General features: G+C 58.7%; 17 protein-coding genes and 2 pseudogenes. 9 read left to right on the top strand and 10 right to left on the bottom strand.

From position 1 onward, the window contains the following. Positions 1-85: 85 nt before the first annotated feature. Positions 86-1,627 (top strand): transcriptional regulator TyrR, encoded by a 1,542-nt coding sequence (gene tyrR, locus MKS11_RS18335; protein WP_053810516.1) that lies wholly within the window; start codon positions 86-88, stop codon positions 1,625-1,627. Between the two features lie 100 nt (positions 1,628-1,727). Further along, positions 1,728-2,780, top strand: a complete 1,053-nt coding sequence (locus MKS11_RS18330; RefSeq protein WP_023318052.1) for an AbrB family transcriptional regulator — start codon at positions 1,728-1,730, stop codon at positions 2,778-2,780. A gap of 70 nt (positions 2,781-2,850) precedes the next feature. On the opposite strand, the gene tpx is transcribed toward MKS11_RS18330, so the two are convergent. Further along, entirely contained in the window at positions 2,851-3,357 is a 507-nt protein-coding gene (gene tpx, locus MKS11_RS18325) for a thiol peroxidase (RefSeq protein ID WP_004203917.1), read from the bottom strand. Between the two features lie 102 nt (positions 3,358-3,459). Between tpx and ycjG the strand changes: the two genes are divergently transcribed. Next, positions 3,460-4,425, top strand: coding sequence for an L-Ala-D/L-Glu epimerase (gene ycjG / locus MKS11_RS18320; protein WP_023318053.1), 966 nt, complete (start codon positions 3,460-3,462; stop codon positions 4,423-4,425). A 2-nt stretch (positions 4,426-4,427) separates the two neighbouring features. Here the strand turns inward: ycjG and mpaA are convergent, their stop codons facing one another. Continuing rightward, on the bottom strand, positions 4,428-5,135 hold the full coding sequence (gene mpaA / locus MKS11_RS18315; protein ID WP_087771651.1) for a murein tripeptide amidase MpaA: 708 nt from the start codon (positions 5,133-5,135) through the stop codon (positions 4,428-4,430). 72 nt (positions 5,136-5,207) lie between these two features. Here mpaA and MKS11_RS18310 point away from each other — a divergent pair. From MKS11_RS18310 to MKS11_RS18300, 3 genes and pseudogenes are all read left to right on the top strand, one after another. Continuing rightward, positions 5,208-5,321, top strand: a pseudogene (locus tag MKS11_RS18310) (hypothetical protein); the annotation flags it as partial. Continuing rightward, a complete protein-coding gene (locus MKS11_RS18305) occupies positions 5,322-6,938 on the top strand; it encodes an ABC transporter substrate-binding protein (RefSeq protein ID WP_043521279.1) in 1,617 nt (538 codons plus the stop codon). A gap of 411 nt (positions 6,939-7,349) precedes the next feature. After that, the gene (locus MKS11_RS18300) at positions 7,350-8,318 is read left to right on the top strand and encodes a hypothetical protein (RefSeq protein ID WP_284109645.1); all 969 of its coding nucleotides are present in this window, start codon (positions 7,350-7,352) and stop codon (positions 8,316-8,318) included. 136 nt (positions 8,319-8,454) lie between these two features. Here MKS11_RS18300 and MKS11_RS18295 read toward each other — a convergent pair whose 3' ends face one another. Further along, entirely contained in the window at positions 8,455-9,339 is an 885-nt protein-coding gene (locus MKS11_RS18295) for a LysR family transcriptional regulator (protein ID WP_284109644.1), read from the bottom strand. A gap of 169 nt (positions 9,340-9,508) precedes the next feature. Between MKS11_RS18295 and MKS11_RS18290 the strand changes: the two genes are divergently transcribed. The 3 genes from MKS11_RS18290 to MKS11_RS18280 all read left to right on the top strand — a co-directional run bounded on the left by MKS11_RS18290 (position 9,509) and on the right by MKS11_RS18280 (position 12,861). After that, on the top strand, positions 9,509-10,642 hold the full coding sequence (locus tag MKS11_RS18290) for an alpha/beta hydrolase (RefSeq protein WP_284109643.1): 1,134 nt from the start codon (positions 9,509-9,511) through the stop codon (positions 10,640-10,642). 68 nt (positions 10,643-10,710) lie between these two features. Continuing rightward, complete coding sequence (locus tag MKS11_RS18285; RefSeq protein WP_101865541.1) at positions 10,711-11,913, top strand: MFS transporter; 1,203 nt, start codon at positions 10,711-10,713, stop codon at positions 11,911-11,913. A 78-nt stretch (positions 11,914-11,991) separates the two neighbouring features. Then, a complete protein-coding gene (locus MKS11_RS18280) occupies positions 11,992-12,861 on the top strand; it encodes an aldo/keto reductase (RefSeq protein WP_023318057.1) in 870 nt (289 codons plus the stop codon). Positions 12,862-12,885: 24 nt separating this feature from the next. Here the strand turns inward: MKS11_RS18280 and MKS11_RS18275 are convergent, their stop codons facing one another. The 7 genes and pseudogenes from MKS11_RS18275 to MKS11_RS18245 all read right to left on the bottom strand — a co-directional run bounded on the left by MKS11_RS18275 (position 12,886) and on the right by MKS11_RS18245 (position 24,269). Beyond that, positions 12,886-15,084, bottom strand: a complete 2,199-nt coding sequence (locus MKS11_RS18275) for a glycosyl hydrolase 2 galactose-binding domain-containing protein (RefSeq protein WP_087771655.1) — start codon at positions 15,082-15,084, stop codon at positions 12,886-12,888. After that, positions 15,074-17,767 (bottom strand): annotated as a pseudogene (locus MKS11_RS18270) (response regulator). Before MKS11_RS18270 ends, MKS11_RS18275 begins: the two are co-directional and overlap by 11 nt. Positions 17,768-17,769: 2 nt before the next feature. Beyond that, the gene (locus MKS11_RS18265) at positions 17,770-18,204 is read right to left on the bottom strand and encodes a globin (RefSeq protein WP_004179506.1); all 435 of its coding nucleotides are present in this window, start codon (positions 18,202-18,204) and stop codon (positions 17,770-17,772) included. Beyond that, positions 18,201-19,595: a DUF3131 domain-containing protein gene (locus MKS11_RS18260; RefSeq protein ID WP_087771657.1), complete on the bottom strand. Its 1,395-nt coding sequence runs from the start codon at positions 19,593-19,595 to the stop codon at positions 18,201-18,203. The genes MKS11_RS18265 and MKS11_RS18260 overlap by 4 nt, the downstream gene beginning before the upstream one ends. Further along, positions 19,580-21,127, bottom strand: a complete 1,548-nt coding sequence (locus MKS11_RS18255; protein ID WP_043521171.1) for a DUF3131 domain-containing protein — start codon at positions 21,125-21,127, stop codon at positions 19,580-19,582. The genes MKS11_RS18260 and MKS11_RS18255 overlap by 16 nt, the downstream gene beginning before the upstream one ends. After that, entirely contained in the window at positions 21,124-22,455 is a 1,332-nt protein-coding gene (locus MKS11_RS18250; RefSeq protein WP_040146309.1) for a DUF3131 domain-containing protein, read from the bottom strand. Before MKS11_RS18250 ends, MKS11_RS18255 begins: the two co-directional genes overlap by 4 nt. Continuing rightward, positions 22,452-24,269, bottom strand: a complete 1,818-nt coding sequence (locus tag MKS11_RS18245; protein ID WP_004203931.1) for a glycosyltransferase — start codon at positions 24,267-24,269, stop codon at positions 22,452-22,454. Before MKS11_RS18245 ends, MKS11_RS18250 begins: the two co-directional genes overlap by 4 nt. Between the last annotated feature and the right edge of the window lie 136 nt (positions 24,270-24,405).

Below are 24,405 nucleotides of genomic sequence, written 5' to 3'. Positions count from 1 at the left end.
AATAATTGTTGACAGTTAGCTTCCCGAAAGTCCATTCCTGGCCTATTATTCTCCGGTCATTGGCACTTTTAGGGTGAACACTCCCATGCGTCTTGAAGTCTTTTGTGAAGACCGCCTCGGTCTGACTCGTGAATTGCTCGATTTGCTGGTGCTGCGCGGCATTGATCTGCGTGGTATCGATATTGACCCTATTGGCCGTATCTACCTCAATTTTGCCGAACTGGAGTTTGCCACCTTCAGCAGCCTGATGGCGGAGATCCGCCGTATCGCCGGCGTGACAGACGTGCGCACCGTGCCGTGGATGCCATCTGAGCGTGAACATCTTGCGCTCAGCGCGCTGCTGGTGGCGATGCCGGAGCCGGTGCTGTCGCTGGATACCAAAGGCAGGGTCGAACTGGCCAACCCCGCCAGCAGCCTGCTGTTTGGCCAAAGCCAGGCGAAGTTGCGCAACCATCCGGTGGCCCAGCTGATCGCCGATTTCAACGTCCAGCGCTGGCTGGAAAGTAGCCCGCAGGAGACGCATGCGGAGCATGTGGTGGTGAACGGGCAGAATTACCTGCTGGAAGTGACCCCGGTCTATCTGGAAGGGGAGCATAACGAGCGAGTGCTGACCGGCGCCGTGGCGATGCTGCGCTCAACCGTGCGCATGGGACGGCAGCTGCAGACCATGACCAGCCAGGACACCAGCGCCTTCAGTCAGATCCTCGCGGTGGGGCCGAAAATGCGCCACGTGGTGGAGCAAGCGCGCAAGCTGGCGATGCTCAGCGCGCCGCTGTTGATTGTCGGCGATACGGGCACCGGCAAAGATCTGCTGGCGCATGCCTGCCATCTGGCCAGCCCGCGGGCGGGCAAACCCTATCTGGCGCTTAACTGTGGCTCCATTCCCGAGGACGCGGTCGAGAGCGAACTGTTCGGCGACGCCCTGCAGGGCAAAAAAGGCTTCTTCGAGCAGGCCAACGGCGGTTCGGTGTTGCTGGATGAAATTGGCGAGATGTCGCCGCGAATGCAGACCAAGCTGCTGCGCTTTCTCAACGACGGCACCTTCCGCCGCGTCGGCGAGGATCATGAAGTACACGTCGATGTGCGGGTGATCTGCGCGACGCAGAAAAACCTGGTCGAGCTGGTGCAGAAAGGGCTGTTCCGCGAAGATCTCTACTATCGCCTCAACGTCCTGACCCTGTATCTGCCGCCGCTGCGCGACTGCCCGCAGGACATTATGCCGCTGACGGAGCTGTTTGTTGCCCGCTTTGCTGATGAGCAGGGGATCCCGCGGCCGAAGCTCTCCGCCGACCTGAGTACGGTGCTTACCCGATACAGCTGGCCCGGCAACGTTCGTCAGCTGAAGAATGCTGTCTATCGTGCGCTAACCCAGCTGGAAGGATTCGAACTGCGTCCGCAGGACATTCTGCTGCCGGACCACGACGTCGCCTCGCTGCCGGTGGGCGAGGAGGCCATGGAAGGGTCGCTGGACGACATTACCCGCCGTTTTGAGCGCTCGGTGCTAACCCAGCTCTATCGCAGCTATCCCAGCACCCGTAAGCTGGCGAAGCGGCTGGGGGTGTCGCATACCGCCATCGCTAATAAGCTGCGTGAATATGGCCTGAGTCAGAAAAAGGGCGACGAATAATCCCGCCAGGCCGGCGACCTATGTCGCCGGCATTCGGCCTGCAAAGCGGGCCAAACCTGTATATACTGGTTTTTTAATTCTTTTTCCGGGGTGGTGCATCTTGGCGTCGCGTCGCGCGATCGGGCAGTGGCTGATATTGCTGCTGCTCTCCGTTCTCTTTTCCTCGCTGCTGTTACGCCTTCATTTGCCGGCAGCGCTGCTGCTGGGGCCGCTGATCGCCGGTCTCATTTTGAGCCTGCGCGGGGTGAAGCTGAGCATCCCTCGCCCCTGTTATCTGGCGGCGCAGGCCATTGTTGGCTGCATGATCGCCAGGGCGATTAATCCCTCTGTTTTTGGCGTACTGTTCGCTAACTGGGCGCTGGTGCTGGCGATCCTGTTGACCACCCTGGCGATCAGCGGCCTCACCGGCTGGCTGTTGGTTCGCTATAGCGCGCTGCCGGGCGCCACCGGCGCCTGGGGAAGCTCTCCCGGCGGGGCGTCGGCAATGGTAGTGATGGCCCAGGAGTACGGGGCAGATGTGCGGCTGGTGGCGCTGATGCAGTATCTACGGGTGCTGTTTGTCGTCGGCGCGGCGGCGCTGGTGGTGCGCTATGCCCTGGGCAACGAGGCGCAGGCAATGAGCCAGGCCATCGTCTGGTTTGCGCCGTTGACCCTCAATTTTCCTATCACGCTGTTGCTGACGGCGGCGGCCTGTTGGCTGGGCGCCCGGCTGCGTATCCCTTCAGGAGCCATGCTGCTGCCGATGCTGTTCGGCGCGCTGGTCCAGGGCGGCGGCTGGGTGATGCTGGAGCTGCCGGAGTGGTTGCTGGCGATGGCCTACGCGGTGCTGGGCTGGACGGTGGGCCTGCAGTTTAACAAAGCGGTTTTTCTACTGGCCCTGAAGACGCTGCCGCAGATTATCGCCTCCATCCTCGGGCTGATCCTGATGTGCGCCCTGATGGCCCTTGCCCTGACTCATATTTTGCCGATGGACTTTATGACCGCCTATCTGGCCACCAGCCCCGGCGGGCTGGACACCGTGGCGATTATCGCCGCCGGTACCCGGGCGGATATGTCGTTCATCATGGCGCTGCAGACGCTGCGGCTGTTTACCATTTTGCTGACCGGTCCGGCGATGGCGCGGACGATTTCCCGCTATGCGCCGCGGCAATAAAAAGCCCCCGCAGAGCGGGGGCTGAGCAAAGCGAATGTCCGCAGGCGCGATGCGCCAGGGCAGTCTGTTATCAGGCTTTCAGGGCGGCCAGCGCGGCGTCGTAGTCTGGCTCTTCGGTGATTTCGTTCACCAGCTGGCTGTAGACGACCTGATCGTTTTCATCGATAACGACCACGGCGCGAGCGGCCAGGCCAGCCAGCGGACCGGCAGAGATAGCGACGCCGTAGTCAGCGAGGAACGATGCGCCGCGCAGCGTGGAAAGGGTCACCACGTTGCTCAGGCCTTCGGCGCCGCAGAAGCGAGACTGGGCGAACGGCAGGTCAGCGGAAATGCACAGCACCACGGTGTTGTCCAGTTCAGCGGCCAGCTGGTTGAATTTACGCACTGATGCGGCGCACACGCCGGTATCAATGCTCGGGAAAATATTCAGTACTTTACGTTTGCCGGCGTACTGGCTCAGCGCGACGTCAGAGAGATCTTTGGCGACCAGCGTAAACGGCTGCGCTTTAGCGCCTGCCTGCGGAATGGTGCCCTGAACAGAAACGGGGTTGCCCTGGAAATGCACGGTTTGTGACATGGTTATCTTCCTGTTTACATATAGTTAACGTCGCGAGTAGTGTATGACATCCGCCAGCTACACGGCAAACCCTATTTAACATTGACCAGAGAGGACAAGGGAATGCGTAACGTGCGAGTGTATGAGGAAGCCTGGCCGCTCCACACCCCCTTTGTGATCGCCCGCGGCAGCCGCAGCGAAGCAAAAGTGGTGGTGGTGGAACTGGAAGAGGACGGTGTGAAAGGCGTGGGCGAATGCACGCCTTATCCACGCTATGGCGAAAGCATCGCGTCGGTCATGGCCCAGGTGATGGCTATCGGCGAGCAGCTGGAGGCGGGACTTACCCGCGAACAGCTGCAGCGGCTGCTGCCCGCAGGCGCCGCGCGCAATGCCATTGACTGCGCCCTGTGGGATCTGCAGGCGCGGCGCGAAGGCAAAACCTTGCCCCAACTGCTGGGAGTGACGTTGCCCGAGCGGGTGATCACCGCCCAGACGGTGGTCATTGGCACGGCGGATCAGATGGCGGCCAGCGCCGCGGCGCTGTGGCAGAAGGGGGCTCAGCTGTTGAAGGTGAAGCTCGACGACCGGCTTATCAGCGAGCGGTTAATCGCTATTCGCCAGGCGGCGCCGCAGGCCACGTTGATTGTCGATGCCAATGAATCCTGGCACAGCGAGGGGCTGGCGGCGCGCTGCCAGCTGCTGGCGGACCTCGGCGTGGCGATGCTTGAGCAGCCGCTCCCCGCCGACGCCGACGCGGCGCTGGAAAACTTCGTTCATCCGTTACCGATTTGCGCCGACGAGAGCTGCCATACCCGGGAGAGCCTGCCGAGGCTGCGCGGGCGCTATGAGATGGTCAATATCAAACTGGACAAAACCGGCGGCCTGACCGAAGCGCTGGCCCTGGCCGGGGAGGCGGAACGGCAGGGCTTTGAACGGATGCTGGGCTGTATGCTCTGCACCTCGCGCGGGATCGCCGCCGCGCTCCCCCTGGCGCCGCTGGCGCGCTTCGCCGACCTCGACGGCCCGACATGGCTGGCGGTGGACGTTGAGCCGGCGCTGCGGTTCAGCACCGGCGTGCTTCATCTTTAAGTTTAAGCCTGCCAGCGCAGCAGGTCGGTCATCGCCGGCAGGTAACGCTCCGTTGCCTCGTCGGCGGAGACCGGCGGAAACTCGGCGGTGATGCAGGGGAGCCCGATATCGGCGCACCAGCTGCCAAAGGAACCTGGGGTGTCGTAGCCCACGCTGCCCACCAGCGGCAGTGAGAAGGCGTCCGCCAGCCAGTGTCCCAGCGGGCTGTGTCCCGGGTCTTCGATGCAGGCCAGCGGATCGTGAAAGGAGACCACCCACGCCGGATGGATCTGATGGATCAACTGACACAGGGCCTGGGTCTCCCGCTCCGAACCAGGCTGCTCGCCGGTCAACAGCACCACGTCTCGTTCCGCCGCCGCGCTGTTCCAGCGGTACACCGTTTCCCCTTGTCTCCAGTTAGCGGCCGGAAAGTTACGGTTGAGGTCAACGCCGTGGGCGTTGGCGCGTAGCCCGAGCTGACAGCCGTCAGGATTGACCGTCAGGACCACGTGGTGGCGGCGCAGCTCCGGCTTCAGGGTGCGCAGGGCGCAGGAGAGGGTCACAATCGACGAATTCTCATCGCCGTGGGTGCCGGCAATAATCAGGCCGCTGCGGCTGTCGGCCATCGGCGCAGGAAACCACAGCAGCGGCGCGCCCAGTTCCGAGCTGCCGTACTGCCGGGTTCCCGGCGGAAAGTCGCCGCGCTGCGGGCGAGGACGTGAAATAGACATAGGGCTTCCTGTGTGTCGTTATTATTCAGTGTTGGCGAAAAGCGTGTTGGAATCAAACCCATTCCCGGAGGCGTGAAATCCGACGGCACATCAATTTTCTATCATATGTTGTTTGCAATTTCAGGTGATGAAACAAATAATTATCGCTCTGTTGGCGGTGTTTTTTCTCATTTTAAAGGGGATCTTATGAAGTATCCTGTCGCTTTGACATGCGGCGCGCTGTGGTTAGCCAGCGTATCTTCTCTGGCCTGGGCGGCGGACGTACCGCCGGGCACGGTACTGGCGGAAAAACAGCAGTTGGTGCGCCATATCAAAGATGAACCCGCCTCGTTAGATCCCGCCAAAGCGGTGGGCCTGCCGGAAATCCAGGTGATCCGCGATCTGTTTGAAGGTTTAGTCAATCAGGATGCGAAAGGCAACCTGGTGCCGGGGGTGGCGACCCGCTGGCAGAGCAATGATAACCGCGTCTGGACCTTTACCCTGCGCGATAACGCCCGCTGGTCCGACGGTACGCCGGTCACCGCCGAGGATTTCGTCTATAGCTGGCGGCGTCTGGTGGATCCGAAAACCACTTCGCCGTTCGCCTGGTTCGCGGCGCTGGCGGGGATCGCCAACGCGCAGAACATCATCGACGGCAAAGCCGCGCCGGAGACCCTGGGGGTCACCGCCGTTGACGCCCACACCCTGCGGGTGCAGCTGGATAAGCCGTTGCCATGGTTCAGCAACCTGACCGCCAGCTTTGCCTTCTATCCGGTGCAAAAAGCCAATGTCGACAGCGGCGCGAACTGGACGCGGCCCGGCAGCCTGGTGGGCAACGGCGCCTATGTTCTGAAAGATCGCGTCGTGAATGAAAAGCTGGTGCTGGTGCCGAACACCCACTACTGGGATAACGCCAAAACGGTGATCCAGCAGGTCACCTTTGTGCCGATCAACCAGGAGTCCGCCGCCACCAAGCGCTATCTGGCCGGCGATATCGATATCACCGAATCTTTCCCGAAAAATATGTACCAGAAGCTGCTGAAGGATATTCCGGGACAGGTGTATACCCCGCCGCAGCTGGGCACCTACTATTACGCCTTTAATACCCAAAAAGGGCCGACAGCGGACGAGCGGGTGCGACTGGCGCTGAGTATGACCATCGATCGCCGGGTGATGGCGGAGAAGGTGCTGGGGACCGGGGAAAAACCGGCCTGGCGTTTCACACCGGACGTAACGGCGGGCTTCACGCCGCAGCCGTCGCAGTTTGAGAGTATGAGTCAGGCCGAGCTTAACGCCCAGGCGAAAGCCCTGCTGGCCGCCGCCGGCTATGGCCCGAATCGCCCGCTAAAGCTGACGCTGCTGTATAACACCTCTGAGAACCATCAGAAGATTGCCATCGCAGTGGCGTCGATGTGGAAGAAGAACCTCGGCGTGGATGTGAAGCTGCAGAATCAGGAGTGGAAAACCTATATAGACAGCCGCAACACCGGCAATTTCGATGTGATCCGCGCCTCCTGGGTAGGGGATTACAACGAGCCGTCCACTTTCCTGTCGCTGCTGACTTCCACCCACAGCGGAAATATTTCCCGCTTTAACGATCCGGCGTACGACAAAATCCTCGCCCAGGCGGCGGTGGAGAATTCGGCCAAAGCGCGTAACGATGATTACAACGCGGCGGAGAAGATCATTATGGCCAAAGCGCCAATTGCGCCGATCTACCAGTACACCAACGGTCGGCTGATTAAGCCGTGGCTGAAAGGCTACCCGATCACCAACCCGGAAGATGTGGCCTACAGCCGTACCATGTATATCGTTAAACACTGATGCGTACTGGCCTCCTGCTCAGGGCAGGTAGCCATTGCTGAACCCAGAGCTGGCGCGGATTGCGGCGCCAGTTATTTATTAATAAGTAAATCAGCCAATTGAGAATTTGGTGCTTTAAGTTTTGCCAGATCTTAAAAATTAATATCGTCTTCATATAATGAAAAACCAGAACTAAATAATTTTTCATGTTCGAAATATATAAAAAGGCTGTCCTTTTCATATTATATATTCAGTAACTGGTCGCACCGAAGATCGACTTAAGTGAAAATACCAGTTTTCTGTAATCCTGAATTACTAACAATGTACATTGATTTCAGATGTCCGGTATGGACGGTAGCACCATAGAATAGACGAGGGGAAACTATTTCTGTTATAACTGTCTGCAATATTATTTGTTAAAGAAGGAAATTAATGATGGCAAATATACTTCGCTCAATACCTATGCTATTAGTGATTGGTTTTAATCTATTGCTGGCCATCCTGTTTAGTTTGATCTATGCCAGGAAGTATCCGGAAACTGATCTATTCATCATCATAACATTTACTGGTATGTTATTAATTTCTACATATATTATAAATTTCTACTCTGTTCCGACCTTTGCAACTAGTGAGAAAAAGAAAATAAAAGGTGTCTTTCCCGGACGAAGAGGTAAGCTAAAAAGAATTATTACAGACTCGATGGTACTAATCCTGGTTTTTTTTGTATCAGGCTCAATAGTATTTTCAGGGAGTGATTTGAATTATGGTCTTACTCTCTTAGCCATTTCAACAGGCTATTTTACTTTCTTGTTTGTTAATTATTATTTTCTGTGTATGTCAAGAGTAAAAGAAAAGATAGTCAAAATAATAAATAAAATTCTTTTTATTGTGTTCTCGATTATATTGTTTTTTTCTAAGATGATTGCAAACGGTTTTGTTAAAGAGTTTTTTGATGTTGATATCGCTAAAGTTCCTTATATTAGTTGGTCATTCTCGATTTTGTTTGCCATTCCATTTTTTTTGATGGCTTCCCACTTGGGGTGTATGATTTTAGAGGGGGCAACAGATTTATTCCGGATAAGGAAAATTAAAGTGCCATCGATGATCCATTATTCGATATTTTGTTTATCTTGCGTTTTTTTTACAATTAGTTATATTTCTTATTTGGGTAGCGCAGGTTGGTTATTTAATGCTGTGACGAAAAAGGTTTATTCTTATGATACCAGGAGCTCTTTTCAATGCAATAATAAGTACTGGACGATTCCAGAGTTAGGGAAGGATGCGAGGTATCTCGCTGAAACATCTGATAGTTACCGTGTTATCTATATTAGAGGAAATAAAATTAATGTGGAAGTTGTAAAATGTGAAAAAAAAAGAAGGATATATCCGTTTTCCCATTGAAAATGCTAAGGATATATTAAAAAAGCAGGCTCCAAAGGGAGGCTGACTCCCGTGAGGCTGCGAACATTGATTCTTGATTTATTGCGGATAGAGGTACATCTTGCCACCGTTCTAAACACGATTCAGGCGACCTCTACTACATTCGCAATGTATCAATGACCGCTCTCAGCGCGGGCGACACATTTCGGTGCGGGTAATAGAGAAATGAACCTTCCAGACGCTGGCTATAGCGCTGGAGCACCCGGATAAGCGTACCGCGTTGCAGATCATCTGTGACCAGCTCCTCCGGGACATAAGCCAGTCCCAGCCCCAGCCGCGCCGCTTTGGCCTCCATATAGCTGTCGGCGAAAGCCCACTGTCCCTGAGGCGGGTGGGTAATTTTTTTGCCTTCCACGTTAAGTTCCCAGGCGTACAGGCTGCCGTCGCCGAACTGATAGGCGATGCAGGGATGACCGGTTAAATCGGCAGGGGTTTGCGGAAAGCCGTAGCGACGAAAATGCTCCGGGGTTCCGACAACCGCCATCTCCATATCGGGCGAAATACGTACCGCAATCATGCCACTCCCCACTTCCGGGCCCAGACGCACGCCCGCATCGAAACGCTCCGCAATAATATCGACGAACCGGCTTTCGGTGATCAGTTCCAGGCGGATATCGGGATAGCGTTGTTTAAATATCGCCAGCTTAGGCAGCAGAACTTTATCAATAGCGTGCTGGCTGGCATTGATGCGAACCGTACCGGACGGTGTTTGCCGATAATGGGCCAGCGTGGCGAGTCCCATATCTAAGGCGTCGAAACCGGATTCGACATTGTGATAGAGCTGCTCACCCGCCTGAGTGAGCGACAACCGGCGGGTGGTGCGCACCAGAAGCTGAACGCCCAGCCGCTCTTCGAATTCGCGAACCGCACGGCTGATCCCGGACTGCGCCAGACCCAGTCGTTGCGCTGCGGCGGTAAAACTGCCTTCCCGCACCACCTGCATAAACAGGTAGAGGTCATTATAGTTTTCCCGTTTCGCCATCTTCCGCCTCGTAACAATCGCGCTATTCAGAACTAAATGGTATTAATCTTAGCATTTTTTAGCCTCTAATAAGCACTTTTATTGCTAGCTACAATAAGCGCATGACAACAAAGCCCAGCAGCGTTGTCTTCTGGAGACTGGTTTTTACACGTTTATTTAGGGGGATTTAATGACGGTTTTCAGCAAAAAAATGACAGCCACGATACCCGCCATGCTGCTATGCGCCTTATTAAGTGGAGCCACAACGATGAGTTATGCTGATACAACTAACCCGAACGCACCTGTTTCATTGATTGAACAATGGGATAAAACATTCCCGGAGAGCGCAAAAGTGGATCACCGTAAGGTGACCTTTCAGAACCGCTACGGGATTACCTTAGTTGGAGATCTCTACCTGCCGAAGGATCGCGGTGAACGCAAACTGGCAGCTATTGCCGTGAGCGGTCCCTTCGGCGCGGTAAAAGAGCAGTCCAGCGGCCTGTATGCCCAGACGCTGGCCGAACAGGGGGTTGTCACCCTGGCGTTTGACCCATCCTATACGGGCGAAAGCGGTGGCTACCCACGCAACGTGGCCTCACCGGATATCAATACCGAGGATTTCAGTGCCGCGGTGGACTTTCTGGGCCTGCAAAAAGAGGTGGATCGCAACCGTATCGGTTTGCTCGGCATTTGCGGCTGGGGTGGTATGGCCCTAAACGACGCGGCGATAGATACACGCGTCAAAGCGGTGGCGACCAGCGTCATGTATGACATGAGCCGCGCGATGGGGCATGGGGTAGGCGATGGCAAAGACCGCTACACGACAGCCGACCGCCGAGCAGTACTGCAGTACTTGAACGCGCAGCGCTGGAAGGATGCGGCAAACGGCACTTTCGCCCCAGGTGGGCATGACATATATGTTGATGATAAAGGCAACGTCAGCGCTGCCGCTCGTATTTTGCCGGAAACCTTGCCCGCCAACCCCAACCCGGTGCTGAAAGAGTTCTTCGATTATTACCGTATGCCGCGAGGTTTCCATGCTCGTTCGGTTAATTCAACCGGGGCATGGAATGCGACGATGCCGCTGTCGTTTATGAATATGCCGCTGCTGAGTTACGCCAGCGAAGTGACTATTCCGACGCTTATTGTGACCGGCGAACAAGCCCATTCACGCTATTTTGCCGAAGATGCTTTCAAGGCGATCGGCAGCAAAGAGAAAGCGCTGGTGATTGTCCCTGGGGCAAACCATGTCGATCTCTATGACAACGCCGCGGGCAAAATTCCCTTTGCTACGTTCGCGCAGTTTTTCGAAACCAACCTGTAATCGCTCTCCTGTACCGGAGACATCCCCAAAGCCGCCTGCAGGCGGCTTTGTTTTGTCGGAGATAAATAATGTCTGGATTACATAACACCCGCGCATACTGGAGCGGCGTCCTGGCGATGACGCTCTGCGTATTTGTGCTCATTGCCTCAGAGTTTATGCCGGTCAGTCTGTTGACACCCATCGCGGGTGATTTACACATTACCGAGGGATTAGCAGGCCAGGGGATCGCGCTTTCTGGCGCGCTGGCGGTACTGACCAGCCTGACGATTTCCCGTCTTACCGGGTCGCTGGACCGTAAATGGCTGCTGCTGGGGCTCACGGCGCTGATGGCGGCCTCAGGATTGATGATTGCCCAGGCGTCCAGTTTTCCGGTTTATATGCTGGGCAGGGCGCTCATCGGGATCGTCATTGGCGGATTCTGGTCATTGTCGGCAGCAACGGCCATTGGGCTGGTGCCGCAACGCCAGGTTCCCCGCGCGCTGGCCATTTTTAACGGTGGTAACGCATTGGCCACGGTCGTCGCAGCCCCGCTGGGCAGCTACCTGGGGGCCACCGTCGGCTGGCGCGGCGCCTTTTTATGTCTCGTCCCGCTGGCGATGGTAGCCTTCATCTGGCAATGCGTTAGCCTGCCATCGATGAAAAGTCAGCGCGCACCAGAGCGGCAGGGAACCGTGCTGCGTCTGTTCCGTCGCTCGACGGTATCCCTTGGATTGTTGGCCTGCGGGCTGTTCTTTATGGGGCAGTTTACCTTATTTACCTATGTGCGACCGTTTCTGGAGATAGTGACTCGAGTCAAGCCTTCTGGCCTCTCCCTGATATTACTGGAGATTGGCGCCGCCGGTTTTGTCGGCACGCTGCTTATTACGACCGTTCTGAACGCCCGGTTTTATCCGACACTGGTGGCTATCCCTTTGTTAATGGCCGCGATTGCCGGAACGCTTCTGCTGGCCGGGCACCACACAGGTTCAGTCGCCGTACTGTTAAGCCTGTGGGGCCTGCTGGCGACGGCAGCGCCCACCGGCTGGTGGACATGGATTGCGCGGACGCTGCCCGAGGATGCGGAGGCGGGCGGTGGTCTGATGGTCGCCGTGATCCAACTATCGATTGCCCTCGGGTCAACGGCAGGAGGCCTGGTGTTTGATAGTCTGGGATGGCGCAGCACTTTTGCTCTGAGCGGTCTGTTACTTTTGGGCGCAGCAGGGGGGAGCTTCCTGCTTTCTGTCAAACACAGGAGATATCAGCGCACTGCGATTAATGAGCTGGATGCATAAGTCAAATCACAAATGACGGGGTAATCGCGGCGATGTTTCTGGTCTATCATGAAATTTTTAACAAACTGAGACTGCACCGTGGAATATTGTGTATTAAGTAACAACCGTAAAATGCCGATGCTGGGTTTTGGCGTTTTTAAGGTGACCGATAAAGCAGAGTGTAAGCGGGCGGTACTGAACGCTATTCGTGCCGGCTATCGCCTTATCGATACCGCTGCCGTCTACGATAATGAAGATGCGGTGGGGGAGGCCGTTCGCGAAGCCATCGCCGAAGGTCTGTGTACCCGCGAGGCGCTATTTATCACCTCCAAACTGTGGGTTCAGGACATGGCCAACGCCGGGATGGCGAAAGCCGGTATCGCCGCGTCCTTAAAAAAATCCGGGCTGGAATACTTCGATCTTTATCTGTTGCATCAGGCGATGGGCGATTATTTCAGCGCCTGGCGCGCGCTGGAGGAGGCTTATGAGGCCGGTATCCTGAAAGCGATTGGCGTGTCCAATTTCTACGCCCATGTGTTAGCGAACTTCTGCGAAACCGTCAGAATTAAGCCGATGGTGAACCAGGTCGAACTGCATCCTTATTTCGCCCAGCCCGCGGCGCTGGAAACCATGAAGCACTATCACGTTCAGCCGGAGGCCTGGGCGCCGTTAGGCGGCGGCAGACATAACCCGTATGAAGAGGCAACGCTGCAGGAGATTGCCGATGCCCATCATAAAACCATTGCGCAGGTTATCCTGCGCTGGAACGTGCAGCGTGGCGTCACGGTCATTCCAAAATCCACCCGCCAGGAGCGTATTGAAGAGAACTTTGCCATCTGGGATTTCTCGCTCACCGTGCGCGAAATGGCGCAAATCAGCGCTCTGGATTTAGGCTATGTCGGCGAAGCGGTAAAACACTTTAACCCTGAATTCGTTCGCGGTTGTCTGGGGGTGAAAATCCACGACTGATCGCGGCTCAGCGGGAAGCCTCCTTCATTTCGCTGCCTGGGCCGCGGCGACGGGTTCGCTATGTTGGTTAGCCCCCACGCGTTTGCCGCGACGGTTGTCAATACGGTAGACGATCGTCACGGGCTGCTGGCCGGCGGGGGTGACGGTCAGCTCCCTGACCATCTGGCCGGCGTCGGGCGGCAGGGTCCGCGTGGTTTCCCCCTGGGTCAGTATCCGACCATTTTGCCTGACCTGCCAGGTCAGGCGGCAATCCTCGCAGGCCGTCCAGGTATCGTTAATCGCCCACAGGCGCACCGTCGCCGGGCTACCCTGACGCCAGCTGGCGGTCACCGGCTCGATGGACGGCAGGATCGGCTGATAGGCGCGCTGCAGGGCATAGTAACCCGCCTTTGGCTGGCGCAGATAATCCACCACCCCCCAGTTGATGGAGGGCCATGTCTCGACAAACATAAACTGGAACAGGGCGGTCACCGGCTGATAACGCTGGCGACGATAGCTCTCCGCCGCCAGGGCCACCAGCCTGGCCTGATACGCCTGGGTGTTTTCAATCATCTCCTGAATATTGTTGCCTCGCGGAATCCCGGCGAATTTAAAGGTCTGGAAAGGCTGAAAATTATGGTACTTCCATCGCACCCAGCCGGGATCGTCGGCGGCGGTGGTTTTCGGCCACAGCAGACGGGCCGGGATAATGGTCTTCAGGGTGGAGAGGCGGGGCAGCGCCTGGGCGCCAAACTCGGTAATAATCCCGGTTTTCGCCGGGGCGAGCAGGTCGCGCAGGGTGCCGAAATACCACCCTGCCCAGTAGTGCTCTTCGACAGCGGAAAAGCGATGCACGATGCGGGAGGTGTCTTCCGCCAGCGCATCGCCCACCCGCTGCGTCAGGGTCTGGTTTAAGGTTTTACGCCAGTCGGGGAAGCGTTTCTCCATCCACGGCGAGTTCCACGGCGGCTCGTTGTGACCGCCCCAGACAATAATCGCCGGCGAATTGCCGAACTGGTCCATCATCGCCCGGGTCTGGCGCACGGCGTTATCGGCGAAGGCGGCGCTATCATCATAACCCCACTGCAGCGGGACATCCTGCCAAATCATGAGTCCCATCTCATCGGCCACCTCATACAGCGCGCGGCCCGCCACGTGGCCATGAACGCGGATGGCGTTGGCGTTCATCGCCGTGACCAGTCTGAAATCCCGGAGATACTTTTTCCGCGTCATGGTGCTCAGCCACGGCGAGCCAATATAGTTGCTGCCCTTGATGAACAGCCGTCTGTCATTGATGCGCCAGCCCTGATTATCCGCCAGCGCTTCCACCTTGCGTAATCCGGTGCGGGTGACGGCGGTATCCATGATCCCCCGCTTATCCACGAGGGTGGCGCGCACGCGGTACAGGTTCGGTTTACCTGTGCCCACCGGCCACCAGAGCTTTGCCGAGGGCATGGGCAGCGAGACGCGCAGAGTGCCTGCGGTATTCTCCAGGGTGACCGCAAAGGCCTGCTGAAAAGGCGGGCCGGAAAAATTGTCCGGGGTGGCCGTCAGGCGCAGCGTGACGGGGCCGGGCGTCACGGCCCGATAGCGGATTTCGGCACGCAGCATGGGCTTCTCCAGCCCCTGTCGCCAGTCCGGGCGCAGGATCACCTCGTCGATAGTGACGCCGCGGCTCAGATGGAGCTTCACCGGCGCCCAGATCCCCCCGGAGTTGGCATCCTGCCCCTGAACCGACCAGGCGCCGCCCGGACGGGTATCGTGCTGATTCAGGATCCCTTTCATCAGCGTCTTGTGCAGCGGCCAGATTTTTTGCGGGTCTTCATAGGGGCTGTCGACCCGCACGGCGAGCTGATTATGGCGGCGAACGGCCCCGGTGATGTCCACCGGGAAGCGCTGAAAATAGCCTTCGTGCCGGGTCAGCGTCTTGCCGTTGAGCGCCACCTCGGCAAAGTAATCGACGCCGTCAAACACCAGCGTAGCCATGGCGTCCGGCGTCAGGCCATGCAGGGTAAATTGATGGCGATACCACAGGGCGCCCTGATGATCGTATCCGGCGCTGTACCAGTTTGCCGGTACCCGCAGCGTGCGCCAGTCGCCGTCCGAAGCCTGCGCGCCGGCGAAGGCGCTGTCGTTGGCGTCATGCACCCGCCATTGTCCGGCCAGTGACCAGGTCACCGGCGCAGAATCGGCGTGCGCCAGCGGCAGGCAAATGACCAGCAGCAGAAGACGTCTAGCGATCACGGGGAACCTCCTGCGTTCTGCGGCGCAGCCACAGGTGGCAGCCCGCGATCGCCTCGGTCAGCGCGTCGCGCAGGTCGCCCGGCACGCTTTGGTCTGGCGAGGCCGCCTGGCTCTCCAGCCGCTGGAGCACACTGGCAAGGCGTTGAAAACCAAGGGTGGCCGCCTCGCCGCGCAGTTTGTGGGCGGCGCGGCGCCATGTCTCCCGGTCATTGGCGTCAATGGCGTGGTTGAGGGCGGCGGCCGCAGCATTAAGTCCTGCAGCGAAGAGTCCCAGCAACTCCTCGACAAGCTCAGGATCGTCGGCGCACTGTTTCAGCAGGCGGGCTTCGTCCGGCAGGCCTTCCTCTTCCTCCGGCGCGCTATCTTCCGCCGCGCCGACGCGGGCGATGGCTTCCCGTAGCGCCTCCTGGCTCACCGGCTTAGCGATATAGCCGTCAAAACCCATCGCCAGACAGCGTTCTCTATCGCCCTGCATAGCGTGGGCGGTCATGGCAATCGCGGGCTGATGTTGCCTGCCCAGCGCCTGGGTCTCTTCCCGCAGCAGGCGGATGGCGGTTTCACCGTCCATCTCCGGCATTTGCAGATCGATCAGCAGAAGATCCCAGCAGGCTGCGCGCCAGCGCTCCAGCGCTTCCCGACCGTTGTTCACTACTTCGCAGCGGTGACCCAACTGCTCCAGCAGCCGTCTGGCGACCTTCTGGTTTACCAGGTTGTCCTCGGCGAGCAGGATATTTAGCCCGGTCAGGTCCCTGACCGGTTGCGCAACGTGGGCAGGCGTTGTCGTCACCACCGGCGTGGGCACCAGAATGCCGGCGATAACCTGATGCAGTTCGCGCTGTGCCACCGGTTTATGCAGATAGTGGGCAATGCCGATGCGCTTAAGCATATTGGCGTCAAAATGACGGCTCATGGAGCTGAGCATAACAATCTGGCTTTGCCTGGCTTCAGGCAAAGCGGAGAGTTCCAGCGCCAGGGATACGCCGTCCATATCCGGCATCTGCGCGTCCAGCAGGATCAGCGGCCATGGCGGGCCTTCGGCGGCCCGGCGTAGCGCCTCGCCAGCGTTGTTCACGCAGGTTGGCATCAGTCCCATCTGGCGAAGCATGGCGTCAAGCAGGCGCAGGTTGGTGCTGTTGTCGTCAACCACCAGCACACGCTGGTGGTTGAAGCGGCTCAGCGGGGCGCTACCGGAGGCCGCGGCGTTCAGGCCTTCCAGCGGCAGGGTGAAGGCAAATTCGCTGCCTGCCCCAGGCTGGCTCTCCACCGTCAGCTCACCGCCCATCAGGCTGACCAGGCGGGCCGAAATGGTTAACCCCAGTCCGGTGCCGCCGTAGCGACGGGTGGTGGAGCTATCGGCCTGGCTGAAGGCCTCGAAGATCGCCTTTTGCTTCTCCGGGGCAATGCCGATGCCGGTATCGCGAATGCGAAAGCACCAGTGGTTTTCGTCCTCGGCCGGCGCTATCGCCAGCAGGACCTCCCCCTGATGAGTGAACTTCAGGGCATTACCCAGCAGGTTGGTCAGGATTTGCCGCAGCCGGGGGCCATCGACGATCAGCACCTCAGGCACCGCAGGGGAGATATCCACCAGCAGCTCAATGCCCTTTTCGCTGGCGGCAGGCATATGCGGGCGGATCAGCGACTGAACAAAAGGGCGGATCTCCAGCGGCTCTACGTCCACCTGCATCTTGCCCGACTCAATGCGTGAAAAATCAAGAATGTCATTGATAATGTGCAGCAGCGACTGGGCTGAGCTCATCACCAGCGAAAGGTACTCCCGCTGCTCCGCGGTCAGCGGCGTGTCGAGGCAGAGCTGCGTCATGCCGAGAATGCCGTTCATCGGGGTGCGGATTTCGTGGCTCATATTGGCGAGGAAAGCGCTTTTCGCTTCGTTCGCCTCACGGGCCTACTTCGCCGCCTCAATGGCCAGCAGCTCTGCGGCTTTGCGCCGGGTAATATCCTGCAAGGTGCCGATCACCCGCTCTGCCTGCTGCTGCATGTTGAGGGTGACGATCTGCCCCGAGAGCAGCATCCAGCGCCAGCCCTGCGTCGGGTGCTGGACGCGAAGCTCACATTCAAAAACCGGCATGTGCTCGTTTTGCGAGGCGATCATCGCCTGCTGCAGAGTGGCGCGATCGTCCTCGTGGATCAGGTTGAGCATAAAGCGCAGCGGAAAGCGCCACTGCGCCCGCGACTGGCCGACCATCGCCAGCAGGGTGTCATTCACCTGCAGGCTGTCGCCGGAGACCTGCCAGTCCCAGATGCCGATCTGGATCGACTCCGCGGTGAATAAAAAGTCATCATGCAGTTGATGACGCGAACGCCGGGCCTCGTCAAGCTCGGTGATGTCGGTATGCAGGCTGACAATCCCGCCATCCGCCAGCCGCTGATGCTGAACGTAAATCCGGCGGTTGCCCGACTGGCGGACCTCGCAGTGGTTCGTCTGGCGGCAGTTGCGGATAATCGCCTCGCGCAGCGTCTGTTGCCGGCCTGGGTCGATGTTGTATCCGGCATCGATAAACTTCTCCGCCAGGCTCTCAAGAGAGGCGCCGACGGCGAGCCAGGGCGCGATCGTTGGATAAAACAGCGCCACCTTATCATTCCAGGCCTGCAGTCGTTCGCGCTCATCGTAGATCATCACCGCCGAGGGTAGGAGGTTAAGGTCGTTACGGTTAGCGGCATGCATGATTACTGGCCAACAGTTTGATAGTGGAGCTCCGCCTGGCGGCGCAGATATTCGAGCCCAGGGGCGATGGCCATTGCCCATGCGGTGAGGATCTCCTCATCGCACAGCGGATCGCAGGCGCGGACGGTTTTGAGCATCGCTTCCCGCCAGAGGGCAAAAAACCGCGGCGGTAGACGCAGGCCTTCCTCGCTCTGCGCTCGCGCCAGCCGTTCCAGAAAATCGGGTACAAAGAGGTCGCCGTTGACCGCCAGCATGGCGAAAAAGCTCTTAAAGATCATCTGCTGGCCTTCCTCACCGGAGCGTTGGGAGAAGTGCTGCTCGGTTTCCGGTGACATATGGATAAAGGTGCTGTAGAAGGCCTGGAAGAAGCGCTGTTTGTCGTGCTCTGGTACGACGCGATTCAGGCTGGCTTCAAAGAGATCGCGATAAAACTTCATGGTGCGCTCCTCATGACCCGTTCGGCCGGCAGGCAGCGGCGGGGCGGGTTAAATTCGTCCGTCGCGCGGTGGGCAAAGTAGCTGTTGTCATCCGCGAGGCCGTTTTTGAACAACGGCCCGGCGTTGTGTTTGTAAAACAGCGCCTCCAGCACCATGGCGTTGGTGGAGAGGGTGAGGGTGGCATTGACGTCGCCGGTGGCCTCGACCCGTCCTTCAAACCAGCCGCGCTGCGGGTCGTTAAGATGGGTAGTGACCGCCATCAGCGCATCGGTATACTCGGTTTCCCACAGCGTCCACAGGACAAAGACCGCTTTGGTGGTCACCTGCGCCAGCCGGGGGTAGTACTTCCCGTCGTCCCCGAGCGTATTCCAGGCGTAGCCATTCCCCCAGACGGTGTCTTCCACGTGCCAGGGCGCCTGGGTAAGCGAAAAATCGGCCCGGGCGGTAAGCACCTTATCCTGCGTCCAGCGCGTTTTCTGGCTGAGCCATATCCCTTCCGCCCGCTCGCGCATGGCTTTTTGCGCCATCTCCGGCACGCCGGGCGGCTGCCAGCCGAACTCCAGTCCAGGCAGCATGGCGGGCAGAGTAGAGAGCACCACGGGTTGCCAGGTGGTTCGCGGGTCGCGGTCGTCAACGGCGAGGCGGCGCTGATAAATAATCACATGGCGCGCCGGGGGAGAGAGGGCCTTGCCGGCCGGAAATCCCCACAGGCGAAACGCGCTGGCGGCGTATTCACTGTCTCCCAGCCGGAGCTCCTCGCGGATCGTCCGCTGACCGTTCTGCAGTGAGGCGGACCACAGCTCCCCGTCTTTATCGATAACCGGACAGAAGTTCCAGCGCAGGACAATTTTATCAATGTATTCACCATACTGCGGCGCGCGTTCGGCGGTGAGCCGCAGGGCGAGCATCAGTCGGGCCATATCTTTTGCTGACCAGCCGCTGGCCGCCGGTTTGCCGCTGAAGTCGACAGGGGTCGCCGTCTGAGTGGAGTATAGCCTGCCCGGCGAACCGCCGTCGGTCAGCGTCAGGCGATTGAGGGTGCCGAGCAGGGGCGTCAGGCGGGCGTCGAATTCCGCTTCCTTTACCAACCCCAGCTCTCTGGCGGCGAGCAGGGCGATAAGGGTGTCGCCCATCTGCCATAGCGTTGCGCGGGGCTGTTTGTCGCTGCCGTTGACCAGGCCGGTTTGCGGCTGGGTATTGTTCTCGACGTACCGCCAGGCGATCTGCGCCCACGTGCGCTCCTGCGGCGTCAGGCTGCTGATGCGGGCAGTGGTGTGCCAGCCGCCTTTGGTCAGCCAGCGCCACCCCGCGCCTTCGCGATAAAACAGCGCCAGGGCGATAAGAAAAAGGACGACGGCGATGGCCAGCCAGCGGGCTATGGTTTTAAGCATTGCGCGGTCACCGGCGGAAGTTTAACGGGCTCGTCAGCCTTGCAGGCGGCACACTGGCAGGCCTGGCAGGCGGGTTTGGTGCGCTGGGTGGTCCCGGTCTGCTCGCACCATGTTTTGACGGCGGGGGTGTTGCTCAGGAACGGGCGATTGCGCGGGCCGTTATTGGGTTCAAAGAGATCCACCAGCTTCTTGTCCCACAGCGACGGGGCGAAATCGCGGTTTTTCGGATTGTCGCTGGAAAACTGCAGCAGTTTTCCCTCCTTTTTAAATAGCAGTGCTTCCAGCATGATGCCGTTGTTGTTGGCGGTAAACTCATTGATTGGCCCGTCGCCGTTCTCATACAACCCCTCGTAATAGCCTTTTCCCGCTTCGTTCGCGTTTTCAATGGCGTCCAGCAGACGATCGGTATAGGGCGAGTTCCACAGCACCCACATCCCCATCGCCGCTTTGAGCGACACGGCGGCGCTATTCGGTACGAACTGGCCTTTGTCGGTTATGGTGTTCCAGTTAAACCCGTCGCTGAACACGGTGTCATAGACAAAGTACGGGGATTTATCGAGCTGATGCTCGGAGCGGGCGGTGAGGATCCCGGTGATGGCGTAGCGATTCTCCTGGGCCTGGTAGACCCGGTCAGCGAAGTTTTTCATCCAGGGATGGGAGTACTCGCGCGGGCTGTTGTTCCGGTCACCAGGGTTATCAAAGCCAAACTCCATGCCATACAGCACGTAGGATTCACTGACCACATAGTTATGCTGGCTGGTTTGCCGTGGGTCGCGCGAATCATAGGGGACCAGCACGCAGTAAATCTCCGCCAGCTCGTAGGGCTGCGGCCGGCTGGCCTGACAGGTGTTAAATCCCCACAGCTGAAAGCCCGCCGCGCCGTACTCCTCGTATCCCAGACGGCCTTCCTGAACGTATTTGGGCTGGCCGTTTTCCAGATACGCCCCGTACAGCGTGCCGCAGGGATCGACCACATGGCTAAAATCCCACCCCAGCACCACATTATCGATGCTGTTGCTGTATTCCGGATAGCGCTCCTTGATCACCTTCAGCCAGATCAGCATTCTGCCGATATCCAGCGCCGAAAAGCCGATTTCACCCGGCTTGTTCTGGTAGTTAACCTTTTGTCCGCTTATCGTGTTATAGGCTTTGTTGGGTAGTTCGTTACGGAATAAATCGAGCCTATTCAACGTGGCGAGAAACTTCAGCATCCGACGGTCAAACTCCGCCTTATCAATAATCCCCAACTCACGGGCTGCGGTCATCGCGGCCAGATAGGAGGCGCTGTCCCACATGGTGGTGGAGGGGTATTTGTTTACCGCATTCACCAGCCCGGTGGTGGGCTGAAAGTTGGCGACGAAGTATTGCCAGGCGTTTCTGGCGATAGTCATCTCCCTCGGCGTCAGCTCCCCGCTGCGCGGGGCGTATTCCGCAGCCGGCAGACCGGTCGCGGCCTGCGCGCCGGAGAGCGAGAGCCACAGCGCCATGAGTCCGGCCAGCAGGGGAAAACGGGAAAAATAGGTCAGCTTCATGGCGTTGCTCCTGCTGAGGACGAGGGTAGAGGGGCAGGGCTCAGGCAGGCCAGACACAGCATCTGCCCCCGGGAAATGTAGGCCAGGCTTTCCAGCACGATCGCGTTGGTATCGCCGTCAATAACGTCGTTGACGCTGCGGTTGAGATTTAACCCTCGCTGCCAGCCCTTGCCCGGGACCTGCAGCGTCTGCACCTGCTGGCGCAGCGCCTCGCTCCAGCTATTACGGAACAGGGCGTACCAGGCAAAGGCGGTGCGGGTGGAGGTGATCGCCGTTTGCTCCGGGGCGGCGCTGCGTGGGGCGAAGGCGCTCTGCGGCTGCCGGTCCGCCAGCGCGCTGGCATAATCCGGCGCGGGCTCGGCGTAGTCAGTGCTGATCGGCGGCTTGCTGACCCTCAGGCTATGACGGCGCTGCTGGATTTGCATGATGCGCCAGGCGATCTCCGCACTCTGCGCGTCAAAGCCCAGCTCAAGTCCGGTGAGCAGGTACGGCAGGCTGATCAGCGAAGGCTGCCGACCCCAGGGCGTGCGCAGCCCCTCATCGGGCACCATGATGCCGTCGATATCGATCATCTGCTGCCCCTGCGGCGGGTTGGTCACCGCCAGCCCCGCCGCGCTGTCGATCAACCGCAGCGTATGGCTGGCGTACAGCCGGTAGCCAAAGCTGTCCCGCGGTTCATCCGCCGCCAGCGCCCAGTGGTGCAGCGGCGCCGCGGCCTGGCTGGCGGGGCTGTTGCTGATGAGCGCGCCGACCCGCCACTGATTAAACAGATCCCGCACCGCGGCGGCGTGCTGAGGATAGCGCCAGAGCAGGGTTTGCAGGGCGGTGAGCAGGCGTCCCATACCGATGGCGGAGGAGTCCGGGTTGCCGAGGATCTGCAGCGTGTCGGCATGGTACTGAGCGGCGGGCAATCCCTGGGCGTTGAGGGGCAGTTGACCGAGGGTAAACAGGGCGGCGGCAATGCGCTCATCACCTTCGGCGGCGGTCACAATATGCAGCTGCTCTGCGGCGACCACGGCGAAAAGATAGCTGCCGACGCTCCACAGGCTGAGCCAGGGTTCGCCATCGTGCGCGTTGGCCAGGCCGTTTGGCTGGGTATTGTTGACATAATACTGCCAGGCCACCCGCGCCCAGATCGCCTCGTCAAAGGTCAGCTCGCGCGGGGGAGGGAGCGGCGGAAAATCCTGGCTCAACGTCATCCCGCCGCTGCTCTCGACGCGCGCGGGCATTTGTTTTTCCACCCACACGACAATCGCAAAACCCAGCAGGAAGCCAATGAGGATAGTGAGATAGCTGCGCGCGGATAGCAGGGCGTCGCGGATCCTCATCGGCTCGCCTCCTGCTCTTCGGGGGGCGTCCACATGGCGGCGAAGATCAGTGGCAGCATGGCGGCAATATTCACCGCGCCCCAGAAAATGTTGATGACGTACCCGGAGGGGTCGTCAACCTGACCGCGCGCCACCTGAATACCGCCCCATATCAGCCCCGACAGGGTGAGCAAAACGATGGCAATTTGCGGCTTGACGAGATAGAGAAAACGGCCCGTCTGTCGCTCTTTCGGCGTAACGTGAAATTTGATCTGCTCCCCGCGCAAAACGGTGTCCAGCGCCCGCAGATTCATCGAGAAAAAGGAGAGGTAAGAGGCCCGGCCGTCCCAGGCAGAAATGCCCCAGGTGCCGAACATAAAGGCCAGTTCGGAGACAATAAAAAAGGGTAAAAAGTGCAGATAGAAAGGGGTAGACCACGCCGACACCGGCGGAATGCCGGTGAAGAGATAGATAACAGGCGAGATCAGGAACACGGTGTTCCACACGCAAGCCAGATACGACCAGAAGGTGGTCGCGTACATCAGCGTTTGCGGCAGCGAGAGTTTAAAGCGGCGTCGGTTGAAGATGTTGTCATGGAACAGGATATCCAGCGATCCGGCGGCGTACTTAAAGCGCTGGATCATCCACGTCAGCATATCCTGCGGAGAGAGCATTTTCGACTCGATCCGCGGGTGCATTACCGAACGCCAGCGGCGGGCAGCGTCGCCGTGCAGCAGGATGGAGGTATAAATATCTTCCGAGACGTGGAACTTATAGGGCGTCAGTTCAGTATCGAAGGCAACGTGGGGGCGCATGGCGTCCTGCAACGCTTCCCGCGTTGCCGGGTCGCGAATATCCCGCGTATGACGCGCGATTTCGGCGTCAACGCTCCAGACGTAGCTGCGCAGCGCCGCCTGCATCACCGCTTCCCGTCGGTGAACGGAGGCGGCGCCACAGCAGAACGCGGCGTTAGCCCAGTTGCGGCGCCGTAAAATCACGTCGTAAAACATGCGCGGATCGTTGAAAAAAGGATCGCGACCAATGGTCACCGGACCGACGATTTTCTGCGCCAGCCAGCCCACGCCATAGCCTGCGCCGCCTGCTTTACGCCGCAGCCAGCGCGCCAGATCCTCCCCCTCCGGGAGATCGAAAAACCATTGTGGGGTCTGCACCCAGGCGACGTCAGGATCGCGAAAATAGCCGAGCGTGTGGCTCAGCAGGGTCGGGAAAACGCGGGTATCAGCATCACAGATGATCAGAAAGTCGCCATCGGTATGTTCAAGACCGTTGCGCAGGTTACCGGCCTTATAGCCGATATTGCTCTGACGGGTGATATAGTTCGCCCCCTCCTGCTCGCAGACCGCCTTCATCTCCGGGCGACGCCCGTCGTCAAGGACATGCACCTTATAATCGAGCGGACCAGGATAGGTCATCCGCATGGCGTCACGAATCGATAGCCTGACCAGCTCCACGTCTTCGGAGTAGGTGGCGATAAACAGATCGACTTTAATCGGCCTCGACTCCACCGCTTCATCCGCGCGCAGACAGTCGTTGATCTCCGTCGGGGGGACCCCTGGCGGAGGATCTTTCTCCTGCCATAAATTAATGGTGAACAGAACTGTGCCAATCCACGCCAGGGTTTCCGCCAGCACCAGAGGAATCGCATACCACAGGGCGTCCGTGTTTAAGGAGGCGGTCCAGCGCCAGTAAATATAATTAGCGCCAAGAACCAGGGCGGCCACAGCTAATACCTGCCAAATCATTCTCACCCAGCGCGGGGTGCTGAGCGGTTCAGGCGGTCGGCGATGTTCAAAACGGGAAAAATAAAAATCCATAGCAAGGATATCCTGATTCCGCGCTGGGTTTGAATGACAGGTCTGTTATCGATTGGGGGCGTTCTGCAGAACGCACAGGGGCTTATAAATAACAGTAAAGTGAGTGTAGATGGTGGCACAAAAATTTCAACAGCGC

The organism is Klebsiella sp. K5-45 (genome assembly GCF_030128605.1).
Taxonomy (GTDB): Bacteria; Pseudomonadota; Gammaproteobacteria; order Enterobacterales; family Enterobacteriaceae; genus Klebsiella; species Klebsiella quasipneumoniae.
The sequence above is the reverse complement of the archived record's forward strand: the minus strand, read 5'-3'. Positions and strand labels throughout refer to the sequence as shown.